Source organism: Streptomyces sp. NPDC002499 (assembly GCF_053595415.1).
The window spans coordinates 186,183-209,173 of record NZ_JBSFXO010000003.1 but is presented as its reverse complement, the minus strand read 5'-3'; the positions used below and the strand labels follow the sequence as shown (position 1 = coordinate 209,173).

Genomic DNA, 22,991 nt, shown 5'->3' with positions numbered 1-22,991 from the left:
CCCCGCCCCGCGGATACCGAAGCCCACAGCCGCACACTGGAGTCCCACAGGGCAACGAACCGAGGCGGTGACGGCATGACGGCCGGTCTGCGCATCCGTATCGACGCCGTCGACCTGCCGGGCCGCGACTGCGGACCCGCCGAGGGCGTCCCGTCGTACGCGAACATCCATGTCGCCGTGCAGCGCCGGAACCGACCGGCCGAGCTGCTCGGTGCCACGCCCGGGGACGCCGGGTCTGTGAGTTGGACGCTGGAGTGCACCGCCGTTGTCTCCGGGGACGGTACGGATGTGAAGGGGCCCTATGTGCAGGGCGGACCGGGCGGCCGGTTCGTCTACCTCTCGTGGGGGTCGGTCGACGAGGCCGGCGCCTTCACGATGTTCCGCCGCGCCAAGTTGATGCTCGACGCGGTGCCGGGCGAGGTGCTCGAGGCCGCCGTGCGCGAGGGGCTGCTGGTCGGGCGGCTCGGGCTGACGGACGCCCGCGGCGGGCCGCTCTGCGCGCGCGTGGTGCCGCCGCGGATCGTCTGGACGGCGGAGAGCGACAGCCCCGATCAGAAGTGACCGTCGCCGAGGGTGACCGCCGGCGGGCAGGAACGGTGTGCGTAGCATGAGCCGCGTGACAGCCCGCGCACAGCAACGCACCGCGCCGCCGCACCCCGTGCGGTGGCAGGCGCTGCTCGTGCTCGGGCTGCTGGTCGGACTCCTCGGCATGCACGCGCTGGCTCCCGGTGGCGGTATGCACGAGCACTCCGCCGACCGGCACATGACGGTCGCGGCCGCCGCGCACGGGGACTGTGCCGGCGACGACTGCGGGTCGGGGCAGATGCATCACGCCGACCGGACCTGCGTGTCCGGGGCGGTGAGCGGCGGGCCCGCACTGCCCGCGCTCGTGCCCGACCCGGTGGCCGCCGCCGTACCGGCCGAGGCGCCACGCTCGTACGCCGTCACCGCGCCGGACGGCGGCCGTGCGCCACCGGACCTGGCCGAACTCCAACTCCTGCGGATCTAGAGGCCGTTGCGAGCACCGCGCCCCCGTCGTCGGGGCGACGCGGTGGGCTCGCGCGCGCCCTCACACGCCAGATCCCTTTCGCACAGCAGGAGTTCCCGCATGCGCAACACCGTTCGTACGTCCCGGATTCGTACGTCCCAGATTCGTACGTCACCCATCCGTACGTCGCCCATCCGTACGTCGCCCATCCGCCGCGTCGCCCTGGTGGCCACCGCCGTGTCCGCCGCGCTCGTCCTCACCGCTTGTGGCAGTGAGGACGGTGACAGCGGCCACGACGGCCACGGTTCCACCGCGTCCTCGACCGGCACGGGCGCCGGCACCGGCGCCCGCAGCCACAACGCCCAGGACGTGGCCTTCGCGCAGGGCATGATCCCGCATCACCAGGAGGCCCTGGAGATGGCCGCGCTCGCCGCCGACCGAGCTTCGTCGGCCCAGGTCAAGAGCCTGGCCTCGCGGATCGAGAAGGCCCAGGACCCGGAGATCAGGACGATGTCCGGCTGGCTGAAGGCCTGGGGCGAGAAGCCCGGCACGAACCACTCGGAGCACTCCGGGATGCCGGGGATGATGGCCGACCAGGACATGAACGAGCTGAAGAAGGCGTCCGGCAGCGCCTTCGACACCATGTTCCTGACCATGATGACCGAGCACCACCAGGGTGCCGTGACCATGGCCAACACCGAGAAGAGCAAGGGCGGTTACGGTCCCGCCAAGGACATGGCCGGTGACATCGTCACCGGCCAGACCGCCGAGATCGCCGAGATGAAGAAGCTCCTCGGCAAGGGCTGAGTGAGCGGGTGGGAGGACCGGTGCCGGGCACCGGTCCTCCCATCCTCCCGCCCCCCTCTACTGCTCTACCCCTCTACACGGAGTACGAGTGGGCGCCCGTGCCCGCCAAGTGGCCGCCCTCCACGATCAGATACTCGTCGCGGATGGGCCGCCCCGCGAAGAAGGACTCCAGGATCTCCCGGGTGCCGGCCGCGTAACGGGCCTGCGCGGAGAGGGAGGAACCGGAGATGTGCGGGGTCATGCCGTGGTGCGGCATGGTCCGCCAGGGGTGGTCGGCGGGGGCCGGCTGCGGGTACCAGACATCACCCGCGTACCCCGCCAACTGCCCGCTGCGCAGGGCCCGGTCGACGGCGTCCCGGTCGGCGATCTTCGCCCGCGCGGTGTTGATGAGATAGGCGCCGCGCTTCATCGTGCCGATCAGCTCGTCGCCGAACAGGCCCTCCGTCTCGGGGTGCAGCGGCGCGTTGATGGTGACGACGTCGCAGTGCGGCACCATGGCGGCGGCGCTCTCGTGCCAGGTCAGGCCCAGCTCGCGCTCGATGTCCTCGGGCAGCCGGTGCCGGTCGGTGTAGTGCAGCTTCACGTCGAAGGGCGCGAGCCGGCGCAGCACCGCGAGCCCGATCCGCCCGGCGGCGACCGTGCCGACGTGCATGCCTTCGAGGTCGTACGAACGCTCCACGCAGTCCGCGATGTTCCAGCCGCCGTCGAGGACGACCTGGTGCGAGGGCAGGTAGTTGCGCACCAGCGACAGGGTCATCATCACCACGTGCTCGGCGACGCTGATGCTGTTGCAGTACGTCACCTCGGCGACCGTCACTCCGTGCGCGATCGCGGCGTCCAGGTCGACGTGGTCGGAGCCGATGCCGGCGGTGACGGCGAGCTTGAGGTTCTTCGCGGCGGCGATGCGCTCCGGGGTGAGGTACGCGGGCCAGAAGGGCTGCGAGATCACGACGTCCGCGTCGACCAGTTCACGGTCGAAGGCGGAGCCCGCGCCGTCCTTGTCGGAGGTGACGACGAGGGTGTGGCCTGCCTTCTCCAGGAAGGCGCGCAGGCCGAGTTCGCCGGAGACGCTGCCGAGGAGCTGGCCCGGGGTGAAGTCGACCGCCTCGGGGGTCGGGGTGGTCTGGCCGCCGGGGTAGTGGTCGATCGCGGGGAGGTCGTCGCGGGCGTACGTGGTCGGGTAACCGTCGGTGGGGTCGTCGTACAGCACGCAGAGCACCTTGGCCATGTCGCGGCTCCTCAACTGGCGTTGCGGGAAGGTGCTGTTCACGATGCTCGCGGACGATCGCCCTGGTCAAAGCGTTCTTTGTGATGTCGGGATAGCCGACGGCTATCAACTCCCGGCGCTTCCCAGGTAGGTGTGCAGCAGTTCGTCCAGCGCGTCCCGCACCCCCGCCTCCCGCGCGACCTTCAACAGCGCCTCGGCCAGGACCGATTGGGGCTCGCTATGAGCGACGACCAGGCCGACGCGCGGCCCGTGCGCGGGGCCTTCCAGCGGTATGACCCGCATGCCGTCCGGGACGCCGAACATGTACAGCCACGCGTGCGAGATCACGCTGGACCAACGGCCGCCGGTCAGATGGGCGTAGAGCCCGGCGACGCTGTCCGACTCGATGGCGGGCGTGGCCGTGACGCCCTCGGCGGCGAAGCACTCGTCCATGATGCGGCGGTTGCGCATCCGGGGGTTGAGCAGGCACAGCGGCAGCGCGGCGGCCTGGGACCAGCGGGCTTCGGGCACTCCGGCGAGCGCGCCGCCGACGGGGGTGAGCAGGACGTACCGCTCCTCGTAGAGCGGGATGCGGCGTACGTGCCGCAGGGTGTCGTCGTCGAGGTACGTCATCGCCGCGTCCAGCTCGAACTCGGTGAGTCCTTGGGTGATGTCGACGGAGGACAGCGACTCCAGGGTGACCCGGGCGCGCGGGTGGCGGTCGCAGAACGGGGTGGTGAGCAGGGAGGCGGCGGGCAGCGCGGTGGGCACGACACCGAGCCGCAGGGTGCCGGCCAGGCCGTCGCGCAGGGCGGACAACTCCTGTTGCAGGGCGTCCCGTTCGGCGAGGATGCGGTGCGCCCATGCCAGGACCACCTCGCCCTCGGGAGTGAGGCCCTCGTACCGTCTGCCGCGGCGCACGATCGGGACGTCCAGCTCGTGTTCGAGACGGCGGATCGCGGCGGACAGGGTCGGCTGGGAGACATAGCAGGCGGCCGCGGCGCGCGCGAAGTGGCGTTCGCGGGCGAGTGCGACGAGGTATTCGAGCCTGCGGAGCAGCATGTGATCAGAGTGCCCTGTTACCGGTCCCGGTTCACGGTCCCGGGTAGCCCCCGTCGACACGGATCGCGCTGATGCCGCTGATGTAGCGGGCGCCGCAGCGGTCCTGCGGCAGCACGAGTTGCGGTCCCGCGCGGTCGAGCGGGGTGTCGTCGATGCTCGCCGCGAGCAGGACGGGCGCGTGCGCGAAGTCGGGGTCGATCTCGGCCCAGGTCAGCAGCGCGTGGTGGCCGTCGGTGCCGGTGACGGCGATCAGGAAGCGCAGCCGGTCCTTGCGGCGGCGGGGGTCGAAGCCGGGTCCGGCGTCGGTGAGGACGTCGTACAGGCGCGGTCCCGTGAAGTGGTGGTGCTGGGGGCCGCTGGTGGCGCAGTCGAAGGTCACCCGGACCCGGTGCTGCGGCCAGCCGAGCAGGTCCGGCACGGTCAGCCGGGCCGGTCGGGCGAGGTCCCCGGTCAGGGCGAGCTCGGCGACCGGCTGGATCAGGGACTGGCTCACGGGCCACCACCTCCCGCAAGACGGTACCCGGGAGACGGGGCCCGACAAACGCGTCTGCGCATGTGAACGGCAATTCAGCCAAGCTCGTGCGAGGCAAAAGCATAATTCACCCTCGCATCTGCCGTCTCGCTCACCTCTGCCGGGAGCCGGCCGCTCCTCACATCTCCCGGGAGCCGCTCCTCGCCTCCGGCCGGGAGCCGCTCAGTACACGTCCCTGACGTACCGCTTCTCCGCCGCGAGCTGCTTCACGTACGCCGCCGCCCCGGCCTCGTCGAGACCGCCGTGCAGGGCGGCGATGTCCCGCAGGGCCCGGTCGACGTCCTTGGCCATGCGGGAGGCGTCGCCGCAGACGTAGAGATGGGCGCCCTCCTGGAGGCGGGACCAGAGCAGGGGGCCGTGTTCGCGCATGCGGTCCTGGACGTAGACCTTGGCGCGCTGGTCGCGGGAGAAGGCGGTGTCGAGGCGGTCGAGGGTGCCGTCGGCGAGGAGATCGGTCAACTCGTCCTCGTAGTAGAAGTCGGTGGCCCGGTGCTGTTCGCCGAAGAACAGCCAGTTGGGGCCGCGGTGGCCGAGGGCGCGGCGCTGTTCCAGGAAGCCGACGAAGGGGGCGACTCCGGTGCCGGGGCCGATCATGACCATGGGGGTGGCGGGGTCGACGGGCGGGCGGAAGTGCGGGGAGCGCTGGACGTGCACCGGTACGGGAGTGTCCGGTGCGGCGTCGGCGAGGAACGGCGAGCAGACGCCCTGGCGCGGGCGGCCCGCCAGGTTCTCGTAGCGCACGACGGAGACGGTGAGGGAGACCTGGTGGGGGTCGGTCAGTGGGCTGGACGATATGGAGTACAGGCGGGGTTGGAGGCGCCCGAGGACGTCCGTCCACTCCTGGGCGCCGGCCCGGACCGGGTGCTCGGCGACCACGTCGACGGCCTGCCGGCCCCAACACCACTTCGCCAGGCCGTCCTTGTTGTCGGGGCGCTGAAGCTTCTTCAACTCCCTCGGGTCGCCGACCCGTTCGGTCAGGAAGCGGAGCAGTCCCGGGGTGATCCGGGTGATGTCGAGGTGCCGCAGCAGCGCCTCACCGAGCGGGACCTCTCCTACGCCGTTCACGTCGACCGGCGTGCCCGCGTCCAGGCCGGTGACGGTCAGCCACTCCCCCACCAGGGCATGGGAGTTGAGCGGCCGGACGCCGAGCGCGTCGCCCGCCTCGTAGACGAGCGGGATCTCGCTGTCACGGGTGTCGAAGGTGAACCGGCGGACCTCCTTGCCGGCACCGGGGCGGCTGAGCAGGCGGTTGCCGGTGAGGCGGGCGGTGACGGGGACGGGCTTTCGTGTACGTGCTCCTGCGGGCGCGGTCGGGGTGAGGGCCGTCGGCACGGGAGCCGTGGGCTCGGGGGCCGTGGGCGTGAGCTCCCGTTCCGGTGTCCCGGCGAGCGCCGTGAGCACCTCGTCCAGCCACGCGTGCGCCGCGTCCTCGTAATCCGGCTCGCAGTCCGTGCGGGGGGTGAGGCTCAACGCGCCCAGTTCCCGCAGGCGTTGGTCCAGGCGGCGGCCGTGGCCGCAGAAGTCGTCGTAGGAGGAGTCACCGAAGGCCAGGACGGCGTAGCGGCGGCCTTCCATGCGCGGGGTGTCGGGGGCTGCCAGGGTCTCCCAGAAGCCGGTGCCGTTGTCGGGGGCGTCGCCGTCGCCGAAGGTACTGGTGACGAGGAGCAGATCCGCGCCGGGCGGCAGGGTGGCGGGGTCGGTCTCGTCCATGCCGAGCAGGGAGGGCGCGTGACCGTCCGTCTTGAGCCGCTCGGCGATCGCGGCGGCGAACTCCTCGGCGTTGCCGGTCTGCGAGGCCCACAGGATCACCACCTCACGGCCGGGCGACCTCGCCGGCAGGAGGGTGTCGGCGGTGCCCGGTGTCGCCCGCGAGTACATGCCGGCCAGCACGCCGTTGACCCACAGGGCGTGCTCGGCGCTGAAGGGGGCGGAGGGCGGGAGGACGGGCACGCCCGGGGCTCCGGAGGGAATGCCGGCCAGGAAGCCGACGAGGTACTGCCGTTCGAGGGCGGTGAGTTGGGGCGGTGGGCCGGGTTCGAGACCGAAGGGTCCGCCGGAGGGCACGATCACCGCGCCGGGCTTCTCCGTATCCAGCCTCTGCGCATCCAGCCTCTGCGTATCCGAGCTCTCCGTGCCCGAGCTCTCCGTGCCCGAACTCACCGCACCCGGCCCCGGAATCCGTACCGTCACCGGCGTCGACACCTTCGTCAGCGACACCGCGCAGACCTTCAACTCGGGCTGGAAGGACAGCGGATCGACGGCGTCACTGGTGACCGCGTTGACGCTCAGGTACTCCCCGAACACGTCGTTCCAGTGGAAGGGCGCGAAGCAACTCCCCGGCTGTACACGGTCGGTGACCACGGCGGGCAGCACGGCACGCCCGCGCCGGGAAGCCACCTCCACCGAGTCGCCGTCGCTTACGCCGAGTTGGGCGGCATCCTGTGGATGCAGCTCGACGAAGGGCCCGGGGTCGAGCCTGTTCAGCTTGGGCACCTTCGCGGTCTTGGTGAGTGTGTGCCACTGGTGTTGCAGGCGCCCCGTGTTGAGGACGAACGGGTAGTCGTCGTCGGGCATTTCGGCGGCCGGGACGTGCGGGCGGGCGTAGAAGACGGCACGGCCGCTCGCGGTGGGGAAGGTGAGCGAGCCGTCCTCGTTGACGTACCGCACGGGGTTGCGGTCGGGTCCGTCCTCGGTCGGGGCCGGCCACTGCACGGGCGTGGAGCGCAGCCGTTCGTAGGTCACTCCGCGCAGGTCCCAGCCGGTCTTCGGGTTCCAGGCCCGCTTGAGCTCCTCGAAGATTTCTTCGGCACTGTCGTAGGAGAAGGCCTCCTCGTAGCCCATCTCCCGGGCGACGGCCGCGATGATCCGCCAGTCGGCCATCGCCTCGCCGGGCGGGTCGGCGGCCGGGGCGGCGAGGGTGAGGTTGCGCTCGCTGTTGATGAGGACGCCCTCGGACTCGGTCCACAGGGCGGCGGGCAGTACGACATCGGCGTACGCGTTGGTCTCGGTCTCGGCGAACGCGTCCTGGGTGACGACGAACTCGGCCGCCTCCAGGCCCTCGATGACCGTCTTGCGGTTGCCGACGGAGGCGACCGGGTTGGTGCAGATGATCCAGCAGGCCTTGATCTCGCCGTCGGCCATCTTCCGGAACATCTCGACGGTTCCCTTGCCGACCCCGTCGGCGCGGACGCTGCCGGCCGGCAGCCCCCACAACTCCTCGATGAACGCCCGCTCCTGGTCGACCAGCACGGACCGCTGCCCGGGCAGGCCCGGCCCCATGTACCCCATCTCCCGGCCGCCCATGGCGTTGGGCTGGCCGGTGAGGGAGAAGGGGCCGCTGCCCGGGCGGCAGATCGCGCCCGTCGCGAGATGCAGGTTGACCAGGGCGTTGGTGTTCCAGGTGCCGTGCGTGGACTGGTTGAGACCCATGGTCCAGCAACTGGTCCACTCCCCCGCCTCGCCGATCAGCCGGGCGGCCTCCCGCAGGTCGTCCTCGGCGAGGCCGGTGATCTCGGCGACGGCGGCGGGCGGGTAGTCGGCGAGGAAGGCGGGCATGGCGTCCCAGCCCTCGGTGTACCGGGCGATGAAGTCGGGGTCGGTGTGCCCGTTCTCGTACAGGAGGTGCAACAGGCCGTTGAGCAGGGCCAGATCGGTGCCCGGCTTGATCTGGAGGAACAGGTCGGCCTTCTCGGCGGTGGTGGTGCGGCGCGGGTCGACGACGATCAGCTTCGCCCCGCCCGACTTCACCCGGTCCATCATGCGCAGGAAGAGGATGGGGTGGCAGTCGGCCATGTTCGAGCCGATGACGAAGAAGACGTCGGCGCGGTCGAGGTCCTGGTACGAGCCGGGCGGGCCGTCCGCCCCGAGCGACAGTTTGTAGCCGGTGCCGGCGCTGGCCATGCACAGCCGGGAGTTCGACTCGATCTGGTTGGTCCGCACGAACCCCTTGGCCAGCTTGTTCGCCAGGTACTGGGCTTCGAGCCCCATCTGCCCGGAGACGTAGAAGGCGACCGCGTCGGGCCCGTGCTCGTCGATGATCGCGCGCAGCCGGCGGGCCGTCTCGGTGATCGCCGGGGCCAGGGCGGCGGGCACCTCCTGCGCGCCCCGCTCGGGCCGGCGCAGGGCGGTGGTCAGCCGGCCGGGCGCGGCCAGCATGTCGGCGGTGGTCGCGCCCTTGGTGCACAGCCGGCCGAAGTTCGCGGGGTGCGCCTTGTCGCCGGACGCCTTCAGGACCGTACGCCGTCCGTCCGGGCCCATGCCGACGTCGAGGACCATGCCGCAGCCCACTCCGCAGTACGAGCAGACCGTGCGCACCTTCCTCGTGCCGGCGTTCCCCGAGTGCGGCGCGGCCACGGGCATCCCCTGCCTCTCCTGATCGTCCCGTGCGGGTGGAGCTTCCGCGACCGTACGAAATGCCCATTACGCCGGTGTCTCCTGGGCCGGTCGGCCGGGGTTACGCGGGACGCACAGGGGCGGGGCGGACGGTGTGAGAGGGGTCGCCGACCAGGGCCTCGCGGCGTCCTACTCCTCGATGACCAGGCCTTTCGCCGCCAGCAGCGGTTCGAGGCCGCAGATCTCGACGACCGTGCGGCCCGCCCGGTACGCCGCGATGAACTCCGCCTCCGTGTCGACCCGCCGCTGCGAGGCGGCGACCGCCTCGGCCGCGTCCTCCTGGCGGACGACGACCACGCCGTCGGCGTCGGCCCGCATCACGTCGCCGGGGCGGACGAGCACCCCGCCGATGGTGACCGGCTCGCACATCGGGCCGACGGTCTCCTTGACCGTGCCCTTGATCGAGACGCTGCGGGAGAAGACCGGGAAGCCCAGGTCGCGCAGGTCCTCGGTGTCCCGCACGCCCGTGTCGGTGATCAGTCCGGCGAGGCCCTTGGACTGGCAGGCGTTGGCGAGGACGTCACCGAAGGAGCCCGCCTCCTCGTAGTTGCCGGCGGACACGACCACGACGTCGCCGGGCTGGGCGTAGGCAATGGCGGTCTGGAGCATGAGGTTGTCGCGCGGGGCGCACTGGACGGTGAAGGCGGGGCCGCACAGGGACATGCGGTGGTCGACCGGCTTGATCGCCGAGTCCAGTGCCCCGAGCCGGCCCTGTGCCTCGTGGACGGTGGCCGAGGAGAAGGCGCTCAGTTGCCGGACGACGGAGGGTTCCGGCCGCTCGAACTTGGTGCTGACGCGGATCATGAGGACCTTTCGGACAGGGCCGCGCAGGCGGCCGCGATACGGGTGCAGGCTTCGGTCAGGACCTCCGTGGAGGTGGCGAACGAGATACGGAAGTAGCCGGGCGCGCCGTACGCGGCTCCGTGGATCACCGCTACCTGGCGGCTGTCGAGCAGGTGACGGGCGAAGTCCTCGTCGTCCTCGATCGACCGGCCCTCAGGTGTCAACAGCCCAATGGCCGCACGGCAGTTCACCAGAAGGTAGAAACCTCCGTCCGGGACGGTGCAGCTGAGCCGGGGGACATCGTTGATGAGCTTCACGGTCGCGTCACGGCGTTCGCGGTAGACGCGCACGGTGTCCCGTACGAAGTCCTGCGGTCCCGTGAGCGCGGCGGCAGCGGCGGCCTGGCTGATGGAGGAAGGGCAGGAGGAGGTCTGGGACTGGAGGGTGTTGATCGCGGTCACCAGGTCCGCCGGACCGACTCCGTACCCGATGCGCCAGCCGGTCATCGCGTACGTCTTGGAGACGCCGTTGGTGAGGAACACCCGGTCGGCCAGGCGGGGTTCGGCGGCGGCGAGGGAGGGGGTGTCCTCGTCGCCGTACCAGATCTCGTCGTAGATCTCGTCGGTGAGGACGCGGACGTGGGGGTGATCCAGCAACACCTGGGCGAGGGCGTGCAGTTCGGCGGTGGTGTAGGCGGATCCGGTGGGATTGCCGGGGGTGTTGAGGACGACCCAGCGCGTGCGGTCGGTGATCGCGGCCGCCAGGCGCTCCGGCGTCAGCTTGAAGCCGTCCGTCTCCGGGCAGTCGACGATGACCGGCGTGCCGTCGTTGGCGCGGACCATGTCCGGGTAGGACACCCAGTACGGGGCGGGGACGATGGCCTCGTCCCCTTCGTCCAGGGTGGCCATCAGGGCGAGGAAGATGACCTGCTTGGCTCCGCCGCCGACGGTGATGTGCGCGTCGGTGACGTCGAGTCCGTGGCGCTCGCGGAGTTTGCCGGAGATCGCGGCGCGCAGGGCCGAAGTGCCGTTCACCGGCGTGTACTTGGTCTCGCCCGCCTCGATGGCCTTGATCGCGGCGGCCTTGACGTGGTCGGGGGTGTCGAAGTCGGGCTCGCCCACGGTGAGGTCGAGGATGGTGAGGCCCTGGCTCTTCAGCTCGCGGACGCGCTGGGCCGCCGCCGTGCTGGGCGAGGGGTTGATACGACGTACACGCTGTGCCGTGTCGACGGGCATCGGCTCAGCCCTCCCTGCGCTCGAAGTTGAGGCCGCCCGGCACCTGGAAGGTGGGCAGGATCTCGATGTGGCCGATGTTGACGTGCCGGGGCGCATCGACGGCGAACTCGATGGCGTCGGCGATGTCCTCGGGCTTGAGGGACTCGTAGCCGTCGTAGAACTCGCGCTGGGCGGCCTCCATGTCGCCGAGCAGCCGGCCGAAGATCTCCGTCTCCACGCGGCCGGGGCAGATCTCGCTGACGCGGACCCGGCGACCGTAACCGTCGACCCGCAGCTGGCGGGAGAGGGTGTGCACGGCGGCCTTGGTGGCGTGGTAGATCGTGTTGCCGCCGAAGTTGTAGACACCGGCGATGGAGCTGATGTTGACGATGTGGCCGAGGTCGCGCTCGACCATGCCGGGCATGAGCAGCCGTACCAGGTGCAGCACGGACTGGATGTTGACGGCGACCTGCTCGTCGACGGCGAACTCGTCGGCGGTCAGGATGTTGCCGGTCCGGGAGACGCCCGCGTTGTTGACGAGGACGTCGATCTCCAGGCCGTCGAGGACGGCGGTGAGCGCCTCCGTGTCGGTGATGTCGACCGCGTGGGGGATGCAACCGGTCTCGTCGGCAAGGGTGTTGAGCCGGTCGGCGTTGCGGGCCACGGCATGGACTTCGAGGCCGCGCTTGGCGAGGCGCTCGACGACCACGGCTCCGATGCCGGTCGACGCTCCGGTGACGAGGGCCGTCCTGTAGTCGGAGATGGGCATGCTGAGGGCTCCTTGCTGTGCGGGGTGGGGGGTGCGACGGGTGTGCGGGTGCCGGGAGTTCGCGGGGCTGTCAGGCGTCGCGCAGGGGCAGATGCGCGCGGTCCGTCACTCGGGAGACGGCGATGAGCGTGCCGAGTGCGGTGATGACGGCGTAGAAGGCCGGCATGTTGACGTTGCCCGTGCGGTCGATCAGGTAGGTCATGAGCAGCGGGGCGGTGCCGCCGAAGAGGGCGGAGGAGACGTTGTAGCCCAGGCCGTAGGCGGAGTAGCGCACGCGGGTCGGGAAGAGTTCGACGAGCAGGATGTGGATGACGCCGGTGTGCCCGGCGAACACGACGGCCATGATGCAGGCGCCGATGACGGCGAGGGCCACGTTGCCGGTGCCGATCAGCAGGTAACAGGGGATGCCGACGACGGCCATGGCGATCGCGGCGCCGGCGATGACCCCCTTGCGCCCGATGCGGTCGGAGAGACGGCCCATGTACGGGATGGCGATACAGATCGCGACCAGGCTGGAGGCGGTGACGAGGAGGCCCTGGACCTTGCCGAAGTCCAGCTCGCTGCTCATGAAGGTGGGCATGTAGCTGAACAGGACGTAGTAACCGGAGCCGTTCATCAGCGGGATGAACAGGGCGAGCAGCATGGCGCGGCGGTGCTCGGGCGACTTGAACGCTTCCTTGAGGGGGTTCTTGGACAGCCCGTCCTCTTCTTTGAGGCGGGTGAAGTTGGGTGTGTCGCTGATCCGCTTGCGGATGTAGATGCCGGTGACGCCGAGCGGCACGGCGAGCAGGAACGGGATGCGCCAGCCCCAGGACTGCATGCGGTCGTCGCCGAGTCCGCTGGTCATGGCGGCGGCCACCAGGGTGCCGGTGAGCAGGGCGAGGAACGAGGCGATCTGCGCGTAGCTGGTGTAGAGGCCGCGCCTGCCCTCCGGGGCGTGCTCGGCGAGGAAGCTCATGGCGCCGGACGCCTCGCCGCCGACGGAGAAGCCCTGGGCGACGCGGAGCAGGATCAGCAGGGCGGGCGCGGCGACGCCGATGCTCGCGTAGGTCGGCAGGATGCCGATGGCCGCGGTGGCGATGCTGATCAGCATGATGACGAAGACCAGCATCCGCTGGCGTCCGATGCGGTCGCCGAGGTGACCGCAGATGACGGCGCCGAGGGGGCGGAAGAAGAAGGAGACGGCGTAGCCGAGGAAGACGAGCTGGATCGCGTTGTCCGAGCCGGGGAAGAAGACCGCGGCGAGCGATCCGGCCATGAAGCCGAAGATGCCGTTGTCGTAGAGCTCGGCGAAGATTCCGACGCATCCGGCGAGGGTGACCTTGCGGGCGGTTCTGGGATCGACCGTGTTGGGGACTGGCTGAGCGGCCACGGTACTCATGGCGTCTCCTGTCTTGAGCAGCAGGCGTGGGATGAGGGGTGTTGCGGCTCCGTGCGGGGTGCTTCCAGCGGGTTGGCGGGAGCGGGTGAGCGCGTGCGGGTGGGTTGTGTGTGCAGGTTGGGATGTGCTGGTGGGCGGCGAGGTCCGCTGAGTGGGGAGGGAGCGGATGCGGATTTCCTGCCGGCCGGTGGGGGCTGGTCGCGCAGTTCCCCGCGCCCCTGCAAAAGCGGCCCGTGTTGACGAGGTGCGGGGCGTCAGGCGCCGGCGGGAGCCCGTGCCCCGTGATCAGGCCCCCGCGGGTGCGCGGATGCGCAGGGCCTCGAAAGCCGTGCGGACCCTGGATCTCAGGGCGTCGACGGCGTTGCGCTGGGCGCGGTGGGCGGCGACCGCCTGGTCGAGGGTGCGGTGGCGGAAGCGGAGGGTCTGGCCGGGGCGGACCTGTCCCAGGGCGGACAGGCCCGTCGCGGTGACGACGGCCAGGACGGGGTAGCCGGCCGTGACACCGCGGCCGCGGTGGAGTACGAGGAGTTCGTCCCCGGCGGGTACTTCGACGGCGCCGATGGGGACACCGCGGGAGAGCACCTCACCCTTGGTGACACGGCGGGGCACCTCCCCCTGAAGGCGCAGGCCGATGTGGTTGCTGCGCGGAGTGACGGTGAACGGGCCGTCGAAAAGGCGCCGTCCGGTGTCGCCGAACTCGGCCCGGTCGGGGCCGTCGGTGACGTCGATGGTCCAGCCGGCGGGGAACGGGGGGACGGGTGCCTTCAGGCGGAACAGGGGGATGCGGGAGAACGGGTGGTCGAGGGGCGGGCACGCCGTGCGCAGGACGAGTTCGTCGCCGGCGCTCAGGGCGGGCCCGAAGCCGAGGATGGTGTCGGGAGCGCAGCTGCCCTGCAACCGGTCCGCCTCGAACGAGCCGAGTACGGCCAGGTAGACGCGCAGTCCCTGCCGGATACCGCTGACCTTGACGGTCTCGCCGGCCCGCACGGGAACGGGTTCCCACTGCGGCCGTACGCCGCCGTCGACCGTGACGTCGGCGGGGGCGCCGGTCACGGCGACGAGGATGTCGGCGGAGGGCACGCACGCGAAGTCGAGGGCCGTGATCTCCAGCAGCGGGGCGCGTTCGTCGTTGCCGCACAGGACGTTGGCGACGCGTGCCGAGTGCTGGTCGGCGGCTCCGTTGGCGGGCAGCCCGTAGCGGGAGCGGCCGACGCGGCCCAGGTCCTGCACGGTGACGATGCCCGCGGTGCGGATGGTGAGGGTGTCAGCCATGGCGGACCGCCAGGTCTGTCACGGGTGCCAGGTCCGCCGCGTCCACCAGGTCTGCCACGCCCACCGTGTCCGCCGCGTCCACCAGGTCAGCGAGGCTCAAGTCGGCGTATTCGTCCCACTGTCGGGCCTCGATGGGCCGGAAGCGGAAGGTGTCGCCGGGGCGGTACGCGGTGATCGGGTCGCTGTGCGGGTCCAGGACGCGCACCGGGGTGCGGCCCAGGAGCGGCCAGCCGCCGGGGGAAGGCATCGGGCAGATGACCGCCTGCCGGCCGGCGACGGCGACCGAGCCGGGGTCGACCCGGGTGCGGGGCAAGGCGAGGCGCGGCACCGGCTTCGGAAAGGGCGGGCCGTCCGTCATCGGGGCTCCGGCGGGTGCGCCGAGGCAGCGGACGGTGAGGTCGGACCCGGAGTGCAGATCGACCACCTCGCCCTCGGTCAGGCCGAGTCGGGCGGCCACCTCGGGCAGATCGGGGCCGTACTCACCGCCGTAGACGACGGGGACGACGAAGCGCCGCTGCGGGGTCGTCGGCTCGGGATGCGGTCCGAGGCGGGCAGCTTCATGCGCCAGGACGCTCCGTACGGTGGCGTGGTCGGTGCGCGTGCAGTCGAACTCCACGAGCAGGGCGTCGTAGGTGGGCACCACGTCGTGGACTCCGGTGAGCCGGACGGCGTCCAGGGCGTCGGCGAGGGCGTGGACCAGTCGCCAGGCGGCTTCGGAGTCCAGGCCCACGGCCTTGGCCACGAGCGCGGAGTCGCCGCAGTCGGTGATCGTGACACCGGCGTTCACCTCAAGACCCGTCACGTCAGGCTCCCTTGCCGGTCAGGACCTTGTCGAGCGAGGTGATCTCGACCCCGGCGGCGAGGAGTTGCTCGCGGATCCGGCCGGCCAGTGCGAGCGCTCCAGGGCTGTCCCCGTGCAACAGGACGGTGTCGCAGGCGACTTGGACGTCCGTGCCGTCGACGCTGCGGATGACGCCCTCGGTGACCATCCGCAGGGTGCGCCGGGCGACTTCGTCGGGGTCGTGGATCACGGCTCCGGCCTCGGAGCGCGGCACGAGCGTCCCGTCGGCGCGGTACGCGCGGTCGGCGATGCCCACGATGCCCACACGCAGTCCGCGGGCGCGGGCCGCGTCGGCCAGCTCGCCGTCCTGTGCCAGCACGATCATCGACTCGTCCAGGGCGGCCACGGCGTCCACGACCGCACGGGCGTAGTCGGCGCGGACGGCGACCAGGTTGCCGAGGCGGCCGTGCGGGGCCATGTGCCGCACCCGGGTGCCGTGGGCGACGGCGAAGGCCTGGAGGGCGCCGATCTGGTACAGCATGTCCGTGCGGACCTCCTCCGGCGTGAGGTCCATCGCGCGGCGGCCGAAGCCGGCCAGGTCGGGAAAGCTCGGGTGCGCGCCCACGGCCACCTGCTTCGCCACGCACGTCCGCACGGTGGCGTCCATGATGCGCGGATCGCCGGCATGGAACCCGCAGGCCACATTGGCGGACGTCAGCATCTCCAGAAGGGCCGCGTCGTCGCCCATCGTGTACGCGCCGAATCCCTCGCCGAGATCGGCGACGAGATCAACCATGGGAGTCATGACGTCCTCCGGTAGGGAATGCCGGGAAGGGAGTTCCAGAAAGGGGAATCCTGGGGAGCGGAATTCTGGGAAGCGGATACCATCACGTCTTCGTGAGACCGGAAACCGTGAACGGGGAACGGGGTACGGCCCGGTGCGGAGGCTCCGCTCGACTTGTTCCGCTCAACTTATTCCGCCCGTCGCGTGATCGCCAATATCCGTTCGTTCTGGCGTTATCGCGAACCGCTATGACTCCCCTCACACCCTCCGCCCACCGGGGCTGTGCTTCGGGATGATCCCTCCCTACGATGAGGCTTCGCTCCATCTGGAAGGCCCCGCGCATGGACACCAGGCGTCTCTACTCCTTCATCAAGATCATCGACGCGGGGAGCATCACGCGCGCGGCCGACATCCTGCACATCGCCCAGCCGGCGCTGAGCCAGCAACTGTCGGCGCTGGAGGCGCAGTTCGGGCAGCAGCTACTGATCCGCAGCAAGCGCGGGGTCGCCCCGACCGAGGCGGGCCGGGCGCTGTACCAGCACGCGCAGCTGATCCTGCGACAGGTGGACCTCGCCCACGCCGCCGTCGAGGTGTCCGGCCGGGCCCCCGCCGGCAGCGTGTCGGTCGGCCTCGCGCCGTACAGCCTGGGCGCGGCCCTCGCCCTGCCGCTCCTCAAGAGCGTGCGCGAGCGCTACCCGGACATCCTGCTGCACATCAACGAGAACTTCGGCGGCGTGATCAGCGAGGCGATCATGACGGGCCGGATGGACATGGCGTTCATCTACGGGGCGGGGCCGCTGCGGGGTGTGCAGTTCGAGCCCGTACGGACGGAGGACCTGTTCCTGATCGGCGCGCCCGGCGAGACGGCACCGCCGGGACAGGGCGAGGTGCGGCTGGCGGAGCTCGCGAGCGTGCCGCTGCTGCTGCCGAGCCGCATCCACACCATCCGGCAGGTGGTGGACGCCGCCTTCCAGCAGGCGTCCCTCCGGCTGAACGTGGTCGGCGAGGTCGAATCGGCGCTGACCCTGGTCAACGCCGTGGACGCGGGCCTGGGCGCCACGGTCCTGCCCTGGTCGGCTGCGCGCGCCATCCTGGACGTCCGTTCGCTGTCCGTGCGGCGGATCGTGGAGCCGGTGATCCAGGTCAAGCTGTCGCTGGTGACGTCCGACAATCAGCCGCTCTCCGAGCCCGCGCTGGCCGTGCACGACCTGTTCCTCGAACTGACCGGGGATAAGGATCCCCGATAGCGTCAGAAGAATCCGCTATTTGTTTCCGGTGACCGTCCCGACTAGCGTCGATCGAATTAATTCACTTGGTCGGTTACGCATGGCTCGGCACTGGAGTAGCAAATGAGAAAGCGCGTCCTCACCACCCGGGAAAACCTGCCGGGCGACGGCCTGGCCCGCCTGTCCGAATCGGCGGAACTGGTTGCCTGGCCCGGCACCGAAAAGCCCGGCCCCGCCGACCTCGCCGCACTCGCGCCCGGAGTCAGCGGCGTACTGGCCCTCGGCAACGACCCCGTGGACGCCGCGCTGATGGACGCGGCGGGCCCCTCGCTCCGGGTCGTCGCGCTGGCGAGCATGGGCTTCGACAACGTCGACCGGGCCGCGGCGGCCGAGCGGGACATCGTCGTCACCCACACCCCGGGCGTGCTCGCCGAGACCACCGCCGACCTCACCTTCGCGCTGGTCCTCAGCGCACGCCGCCGGCTCGGCGCCGCGTCCGCGAGCCTCGCCGCCGGCTCCTGGGACCTCTTCCGGATGCACGACTACCTGGGCCACGACATCCACGGCGCCACTCTCGGCCTGATCGGCTACGGCCAGATCGGCCGCGCGGTGGCCCGCCGGGCGCACGGCTTCGGCATGCGCGTACTCCACCACGACCCGTACGCCGCCGACGACGACCTGTCGACCGCGGTGGATCTGCCCACGCTGCTGACCGAGTCCGACGTCGTGTCGCTGCACGTGCCGCTCACCGAGGAGACCCGGCATCTGATCTCGGCCCGTGAACTGGCCCTGATGAAGCCCACCGCCACCCTCGTCAGCACCTCCCGCGGCGGGGTCGTGGACGAGGACGCCCTGCTCCACGCCGTCCGCGAGGGCCGGTTGCACTCCGCGGGCCTCGACGTCCACGAACGCGAGCCGATGGGGCGGGAGTTGTCCCCGCTGGTCGCGGAGCCGTACGTCGTCACCCTCCCGCACATCGGCTCGGCGACCGAGTCCACCCGCGCCGCGATGGTCGATCTGGCGGTCGACAACATCCTCGACGTCCTGGCCGACAGGCCCGCCCGGACCCCGCTTCCGGGGAGTGTGCGGGCGTAGACATCACGCAAGAGTTTGCAGTTCTTGCGTTCGCTTGCGCTCTCGAAGCGCAAGTTCGCCACTGCCTCCCAACCTCAGGGCGGGCCGCACGGACCGGTGCGACCCGCCCTGAGTCCTGCCGTTCGGCCACTTCAACGGCTCGGAAGGGGCTCCCGCGCCGTCGCCACCCCCGAGTGGTGAGTGCTTCTGGTGAAAATTGTGCTGTTCGGGCTGTAGACCCCTTCACTCGGCTCTGCAATATTTCGATGAAACAATGCAAATTCTCGCCTGAGCCACCCCCCACCGCACCTCTCTGATCGTCCTGCACCTTTCTGCACCACTCCGCCAGGAATGAGCCGCCCTCGCCGCCCCCACCGGCGCGCGAGCCTCCGCAGGAAGCGACCCCGCATGACTCGACACAAGCAGAGATCCACCAGGCGCCGCGCAGCGACCGCCGCGCTCGCCTCCGCCGTCATGGTGCTGGGCCTGCCCGCCGTCGGCGCGCACGCGGCCGGCGGCCCCAACGCCGCAGCGGACGCCAGGACCACCGCGGGCAGCACCCGCGGCGCGCACAAGGCCACCAACATCACCGACGGCGACACCGACACCTACTGGCAGGCCGGAAAGAAGTCGGCCCAGTGGGTGCAGACCGACCTCGGGAAGACCGAGCGCGTCCGCCAGGTCGTGCTGCGGCTGCCCGAGGACTGGCAGACCCGCAAGCAGACCCTGGCGCTCCAGGCGAGCGCCGACGGAAAGAGCTTCGCGACGCTCAAGTCGTCGGCGCAGTACGTCTTCAGCCCCGGCAACGGCAACACGGTGAAGGTCTCCTTCCCCGCGACCCTCACCCGGTTCGTACGGGCCGACTTCAGTGCCAACTCGGTCGCCGGCACCGCCCAGTTGGCGGAGCTTCAGGTCCTGACCGCCGCGGCCGCGACCCCCAACCTCGCCCAGGGCAAGCCCTTCAGCGAGAGCGGGCACGCCGACGTCTACGGCGCGGCCAACGCCGGTGACGGCAACCGCACCACCTACTGGGAGAGCACCAACAACGCCTTCCCGCAGTGGGTCAAGGTCGATCTCGGATCGTCGGTCCAGATCAACCAGGTGACCTTGCGGCTGCCCAGCGGCTGGCCGAGCCGCAGCCAGACCCTCAAGGTCCAGGGCTCGACCGACAACCAGAACTTCACCGACCTGACGGCCTCGAAGGCGTACACCTTCGACAGCTCCAACGACCAGTCGACGACCATCGCCCTGGACACGACCACCACGCGGTACGTGCGGGTGCTGATCACCGCCAACACCGGCTGGCCCGCAGGGCAGTTGTCCGAGCTGGAGGTCTACGGACCGGCCACCGGCGACACCCAGGCGCCCACCGCGCCGACGAGCCTGGCCTACACCGAGCCGGCGACCGGGCAGATCAAGCTGACCTGGAACGCGGCGACCGACGACACGGCCGTGACCGGCTACGACGTCTACGCCAACGGGCAGTTGAGGGCGAGCGTCGCCGGGAACGTCCTCACGTACACCGACACCCAGCCGGCCGGCACCACCCTCACGTACTTCGTGCGGGCCAAGGACGCGGCGGGCAACGTCTCCGCCAACAGCAACAGCGTCACCCGCACGGGATCGGGCGGCGACACCCAGGCGCCCACCGCGCCGGGCAACCTCGCCTACACGCAGACCGGCAACGACGTGAAGCTCACCTGGCAGGCGTCGAGCGACAACGTCGCGGTCACCGGCTACGACGTCTACGCGAACGGCACGGTCGTCGGTTCCGTGGCGGGCACCGCCCTGACCTACACCGACACCCCGTCGCCGACGGCCACGGTCGTCTACACCGTGAAGGCCAAGGACGCGGCCGGGAACGTGTCGGTGGCGAGCAACAGCGTCACCCGGGCCGGTAACGGCACCGGTTCCGACCTCGCCCAGGGCAAGCCCATCGAGGCCTCCTCGTACACCTTCACCTATGTCGCCGCGAACGCCAACGACGGCCAGGTCGCGACCTATTGGGAGAGCGGGGGCGGCGCCTACCCGGCCACCCTCACCACCAAGCTGGGCGCCAACGCCGACCTCAGCCAGGTCGTCGTCAAGCTCAACCCGGACGCCGCCTGGTCCACTCGTACCCAGAACATCCAGGTCCTCGGGCGCGACCAGGACGCGACCGCGTTCACGAGTCTCGCCGCGGCGAAGGACTACACGTTCAACCCGTCGAGCGGCAACACGGTGACCATCCCGGTCTCCGGCGCCGCGGCCGACATCCAGCTCAAGTTCGCCTCCAACACCGGCGCCCCCGGCGCGCAGGTCGCCGAGTTCCAGGTGATCGGCACCCCGGCGGCCAACCCGGACCTCAGGGTCACCGGCATCACCAACTCCCCTGCGGCGCCTGTCGAGTCGGACGCCATCAGCCTGACGGCGACCGTCACCAACAGCGGCAGCAAGGCGGCCAAGGCCACCGACCTGAACTTCACGCTGGGCGGCACGAAGGCGGCCACGGCGGACGTCCCGGCTCTCGCGGCCGGCGCGTCGGCGACGGTCACCGCGAGCATCGGCACCCGGGACGCGGGCAGTTACCCGGTCGGCGCCGAGGTGGACCCGACGAACAAGGTCATCGAGCAGAACGAGGCGAACAACGTCTTCACCCGCTCCGACGCCCTCGTCGTCAAGCCGGTCGCCAGCTCCGACCTGGTCGCCGCACCGGTCGCCTGGACCCCGACCAGCGCCTCGGCGGGTGACAACGTCTCCTTCACCGTGGCGATCAAGAACCAGGGTTCGGTGGCCTCGGCCGCCGGCGCCCACGGCGTCACGCTGACGGTCAAGGACGCGAACGGCGTCACCGTCAAGACGCTCACCGGCACCTACAACGGCACCATCGCGTCCGGCCAGACGACCTCACCGGTCGCCCTCGGCTCCTGGACGGCGGCCAACGGCAAGTTCACCGTGACCACGGTCATCGCCGACGACGCCAACGAACTGCCGGTCAAGCGCACCAACAACACCACCACGCAGAACCTGTTCGTCGGCCGCGGCGCGGACATGCCGTACGACATGTACGAGGCCGAGGACGGCACCGTCGGCGGCGGCGCCAAGGTCGTAGGACCGAACCGCACGATCGGCGACATCGCCGGCGAGGCCAGCGGCCGCAAGGCGGTCACCCTCTCCGCGACCGGTCAGTACGTCGAGTGGACCACCCGGGCGGCGACCAACACCCTGGTCACCCGCTTCGAGATCCCCGACGGCACCGACACCACACTCAACATCTACGTCGACGGCCAGTTCCTGAAGGCCATCGACCTCACCTCCAAGTACGCGTGGCTGTACGGCAACGAGACCGCGCCCGGCAACTCGCCCGGCTCCGGTGCCCCGCGCCACATCTACGACGAGGCGAACGTCCAGCTCGGAAAGACCGTGCCCGCCGGCTCGAAGATCCGGCTCCAGAAGGACGCGGCCAACACCTCCACGTACGCGGTCGACTTCATCAACCTCGAACAGGCGACGGCGGTCGCGAACCCGGACCCGGCCGCCTACACGGTCCCGGCCGGCTTCTCGCACCAGGACGTGCAGAACGCGCTCGACAAGGTCCGCATGGACACCACGGGCAAGCTCGTGGGCGTCTACCTGCCGGCCGGTGACTACGAGACCGCCAGCAAGTTCCAGGTCTACGGCAAGGCGGTCAAGGTCCTGGGAGCCGGGTCGTGGTTCACCCGCTTCCACGCGCCCTCCTCGCAGGAGAACACCGACGTCGGCTTCCGGGCCGAGGCGACCGCGAACGGCTCCTCGTTCACCGGCTTCTCCTACTTCGGCAACTACACGTCCCGGATCGACGGTCCGGGCAAGGTGTTCGACTTCTCCAACGTCGCCAACATCACCATCGACGACATCTGGGTCGAGCACATGGTGTGCCTCTACTGGGGCGCCAACACCGACAGCGTGACCATCAAGAACTCCCGCATCCGTGACACGTTCGCCGACGGCGTCAACATGACGAACGGCTCCACGGACAACCACGTGGTCAACAACGACGCCAGAGCCACGGGCGACGACAGCTTCGCGCTCTTCTCCGCGATCGACGCGGGCGGCGCGGACGAGAAGAACAACCTGTACGAGAACCTGACGTCGACGCTCACCTGGCGTGCGGCCGGTATCGCCGTCTACGGCGGCTTCAACAACACCTTCCGCAACATCAGGGTCGCCGACACCCTGGTCTACTCCGGCATCACGATCTCCTCGCTGGACTTCGGCTACCCGATGAACGGCTTCGGGACCGATCCGACGACGATCGAGAACGTCTCCCTGGACAGAACGGGCGGCCACTTCTGGGGCTCCCAGGTCTTCCCCGCGATCTGGGCGTTCTCGGCCTCCAAGGTCTTCCAGGGCATCCGGGTCAACGACGTCGACATCGACGACTCCACCTACGGAGGCGTGATGTTCCAGACCAACTACGTCGGCGGCCAGCCGCAGTTCCCGGTGAAGGACACGATCTTCACCGACATCTCCATCACCAACTCCAAGAAGAGCGGAGACGCGTTCGACGCCAAGTCCGGCTGGGGCATCTGGGCCAACGAGCTGCCGGAACCGGGTCAGGGACCCGCCGTCGGCTCGGCCACCTTCCGTAACCTGCGGATGAGCGGCAACTTCCAGGACATCCGCAACACCACGTCCACGTTCACGATCAACGTCGAGTAGCGACCGAGCAGCGCAGACCAGCACCGCATGAAGCGGGGC

The 22,991-nt window shown here is 70.4% G+C and carries 17 protein-coding genes; 6 read left to right on the top strand and 11 right to left on the bottom strand.

The features are described 5' to 3' along the window. The first annotated feature begins 75 nt into the window (after nucleotides 1-75). The 3 genes from ACWD5F_RS09005 to ACWD5F_RS08995 all read left to right on the top strand — a co-directional run bounded on the left by ACWD5F_RS09005 (nucleotide 76) and on the right by ACWD5F_RS08995 (nucleotide 1,795). Complete coding sequence (locus tag ACWD5F_RS09005; RefSeq protein ID WP_451252537.1) at nucleotides 76-561, top strand: DUF5990 family protein; 486 nt, start codon at nucleotides 76-78, stop codon at nucleotides 559-561. Between the two features lie 55 nt (nucleotides 562-616). Further along, complete coding sequence (locus ACWD5F_RS09000) at nucleotides 617-1,009, top strand: DUF6153 family protein (protein WP_451252535.1); 393 nt, start codon at nucleotides 617-619, stop codon at nucleotides 1,007-1,009. A 99-nt stretch (nucleotides 1,010-1,108) separates the two neighbouring features. Next, nucleotides 1,109-1,795 carry a DUF305 domain-containing protein gene (locus ACWD5F_RS08995; protein WP_451252533.1) on the top strand — a complete coding sequence of 229 codons (687 nt, stop codon included), beginning with the start codon at nucleotides 1,109-1,111 and terminating at the stop codon, nucleotides 1,793-1,795. 73 nt (nucleotides 1,796-1,868) lie between these two features. Here ACWD5F_RS08995 and ACWD5F_RS08990 read toward each other — a convergent pair whose 3' ends face one another. From ACWD5F_RS08990 to ACWD5F_RS08940, 11 genes are all read right to left on the bottom strand, one after another. Further along, nucleotides 1,869-3,023 carry an NAD-dependent formate dehydrogenase gene (locus tag ACWD5F_RS08990; RefSeq protein ID WP_451252531.1) on the bottom strand — a complete coding sequence of 385 codons (1,155 nt, stop codon included), beginning with the start codon at nucleotides 3,021-3,023 and terminating at the stop codon, nucleotides 1,869-1,871. A 105-nt stretch (nucleotides 3,024-3,128) separates the two neighbouring features. After that, a complete protein-coding gene (locus ACWD5F_RS08985) occupies nucleotides 3,129-4,064 on the bottom strand; it encodes a LysR family transcriptional regulator (protein ID WP_451252529.1) in 936 nt (311 codons plus the stop codon). 31 nt (nucleotides 4,065-4,095) lie between these two features. Then, complete coding sequence (locus tag ACWD5F_RS08980; RefSeq protein WP_451252527.1) at nucleotides 4,096-4,557, bottom strand: molybdopterin-dependent oxidoreductase; 462 nt, start codon at nucleotides 4,555-4,557, stop codon at nucleotides 4,096-4,098. Nucleotides 4,558-4,758: 201 nt separating this feature from the next. Continuing rightward, nucleotides 4,759-8,955 (bottom strand): molybdopterin-dependent oxidoreductase, encoded by a 4,197-nt coding sequence (locus tag ACWD5F_RS08975; protein WP_451252525.1) that lies wholly within the window; start codon nucleotides 8,953-8,955, stop codon nucleotides 4,759-4,761. 162 nt (nucleotides 8,956-9,117) lie between these two features. Then, a complete protein-coding gene (locus tag ACWD5F_RS08970; RefSeq protein ID WP_451252523.1) occupies nucleotides 9,118-9,792 on the bottom strand; it encodes a 4-carboxy-4-hydroxy-2-oxoadipate aldolase/oxaloacetate decarboxylase in 675 nt (224 codons plus the stop codon). Further along, complete coding sequence (locus ACWD5F_RS08965; protein WP_451252522.1) at nucleotides 9,789-11,006, bottom strand: aspartate transaminase; 1,218 nt, start codon at nucleotides 11,004-11,006, stop codon at nucleotides 9,789-9,791. Before ACWD5F_RS08965 ends, ACWD5F_RS08970 begins: the two co-directional genes overlap by 4 nt. A 4-nt stretch (nucleotides 11,007-11,010) precedes the next feature. After that, complete coding sequence (locus ACWD5F_RS08960; protein ID WP_451252520.1) at nucleotides 11,011-11,754, bottom strand: SDR family oxidoreductase; 744 nt, start codon at nucleotides 11,752-11,754, stop codon at nucleotides 11,011-11,013. 70 nt (nucleotides 11,755-11,824) lie between these two features. Further along, nucleotides 11,825-13,135 (bottom strand): MFS transporter, encoded by a 1,311-nt coding sequence (locus ACWD5F_RS08955; protein ID WP_451252518.1) that lies wholly within the window; start codon nucleotides 13,133-13,135, stop codon nucleotides 11,825-11,827. A 285-nt stretch (nucleotides 13,136-13,420) separates the two neighbouring features. Next, nucleotides 13,421-14,407, bottom strand: a complete 987-nt coding sequence (locus ACWD5F_RS08950) for a 5-oxoprolinase subunit C family protein (protein WP_451252517.1) — start codon at nucleotides 14,405-14,407, stop codon at nucleotides 13,421-13,423. Then, nucleotides 14,400-15,209, bottom strand: a complete 810-nt coding sequence (locus ACWD5F_RS08945) for a 5-oxoprolinase subunit B family protein (protein ID WP_451252516.1) — start codon at nucleotides 15,207-15,209, stop codon at nucleotides 14,400-14,402. The genes ACWD5F_RS08950 and ACWD5F_RS08945 overlap by 8 nt, the downstream gene beginning before the upstream one ends. A 1-nt stretch (nucleotide 15,210) precedes the next feature. Beyond that, the gene (locus ACWD5F_RS08940) at nucleotides 15,211-15,993 is read right to left on the bottom strand and encodes a LamB/YcsF family protein (protein ID WP_451252515.1); all 783 of its coding nucleotides are present in this window, start codon (nucleotides 15,991-15,993) and stop codon (nucleotides 15,211-15,213) included. A 320-nt stretch (nucleotides 15,994-16,313) separates the two neighbouring features. Between ACWD5F_RS08940 and nac the strand changes: the two genes are divergently transcribed. The 3 genes from nac (at nucleotide 16,314) to ACWD5F_RS08925 (ending at nucleotide 22,952) form a co-directional block, all read left to right on the top strand. Continuing rightward, nucleotides 16,314-17,219, top strand: coding sequence for a nitrogen assimilation transcriptional regulator NAC (gene nac, locus ACWD5F_RS08935; protein WP_451252514.1), 906 nt, complete (start codon nucleotides 16,314-16,316; stop codon nucleotides 17,217-17,219). Between the two features lie 102 nt (nucleotides 17,220-17,321). Continuing rightward, on the top strand, nucleotides 17,322-18,293 hold the full coding sequence (locus ACWD5F_RS08930; protein WP_451252512.1) for a 2-hydroxyacid dehydrogenase: 972 nt from the start codon (nucleotides 17,322-17,324) through the stop codon (nucleotides 18,291-18,293). A gap of 387 nt (nucleotides 18,294-18,680) precedes the next feature. Next, nucleotides 18,681-22,952, top strand: coding sequence for a discoidin domain-containing protein (locus tag ACWD5F_RS08925; RefSeq protein ID WP_451252510.1), 4,272 nt, complete (start codon nucleotides 18,681-18,683; stop codon nucleotides 22,950-22,952). Nucleotides 22,953-22,991 lie beyond the last annotated feature (39 nt).

What these genes read in the sequence shown, in the direction of transcription:
- ACWD5F_RS08975 (WP_451252525.1), bottom strand. Translation starts at nt 8,955, where the DNA reads ATGCCCGTGGCCGCGCCGCACTCGGGGAACGCCGGCACGAGGAAGGTG.
- ACWD5F_RS08950 (WP_451252517.1), bottom strand. Translation starts at nt 14,407, where the DNA reads ATGGCTGACACCCTCACCATCCGCACCGCGGGCATCGTCACCGTGCAG.
- ACWD5F_RS08940 (WP_451252515.1), bottom strand. Translation starts at nt 15,993, where the DNA reads ATGACTCCCATGGTTGATCTCGTCGCCGATCTCGGCGAGGGATTCGGC.
- ACWD5F_RS09005 (WP_451252537.1), top strand. Translation starts at nt 76, where the DNA reads ATGACGGCCGGTCTGCGCATCCGTATCGACGCCGTCGACCTGCCGGGC.
- ACWD5F_RS08965 (WP_451252522.1), bottom strand. Translation starts at nt 11,006, where the DNA reads ATGCCCGTCGACACGGCACAGCGTGTACGTCGTATCAACCCCTCGCCC.
- ACWD5F_RS08925 (WP_451252510.1), top strand. Translation starts at nt 18,681, where the DNA reads ATGACTCGACACAAGCAGAGATCCACCAGGCGCCGCGCAGCGACCGCC.
- ACWD5F_RS08955 (WP_451252518.1), bottom strand. Translation starts at nt 13,135, where the DNA reads ATGAGTACCGTGGCCGCTCAGCCAGTCCCCAACACGGTCGATCCCAGA.
- ACWD5F_RS08990 (WP_451252531.1), bottom strand. Translation starts at nt 3,023, where the DNA reads ATGGCCAAGGTGCTCTGCGTGCTGTACGACGACCCCACCGACGGTTAC.
- ACWD5F_RS08930 (WP_451252512.1), top strand. Translation starts at nt 17,322, where the DNA reads ATGAGAAAGCGCGTCCTCACCACCCGGGAAAACCTGCCGGGCGACGGC.
- nac (WP_451252514.1), top strand. Translation starts at nt 16,314, where the DNA reads ATGGACACCAGGCGTCTCTACTCCTTCATCAAGATCATCGACGCGGGG.
- ACWD5F_RS08985 (WP_451252529.1), bottom strand. Translation starts at nt 4,064, where the DNA reads ATGCTGCTCCGCAGGCTCGAATACCTCGTCGCACTCGCCCGCGAACGC.
- ACWD5F_RS08960 (WP_451252520.1), bottom strand. Translation starts at nt 11,754, where the DNA reads ATGCCCATCTCCGACTACAGGACGGCCCTCGTCACCGGAGCGTCGACC.
- ACWD5F_RS08970 (WP_451252523.1), bottom strand. Translation starts at nt 9,792, where the DNA reads ATGATCCGCGTCAGCACCAAGTTCGAGCGGCCGGAACCCTCCGTCGTC.
- ACWD5F_RS08995 (WP_451252533.1), top strand. Translation starts at nt 1,109, where the DNA reads ATGCGCAACACCGTTCGTACGTCCCGGATTCGTACGTCCCAGATTCGT.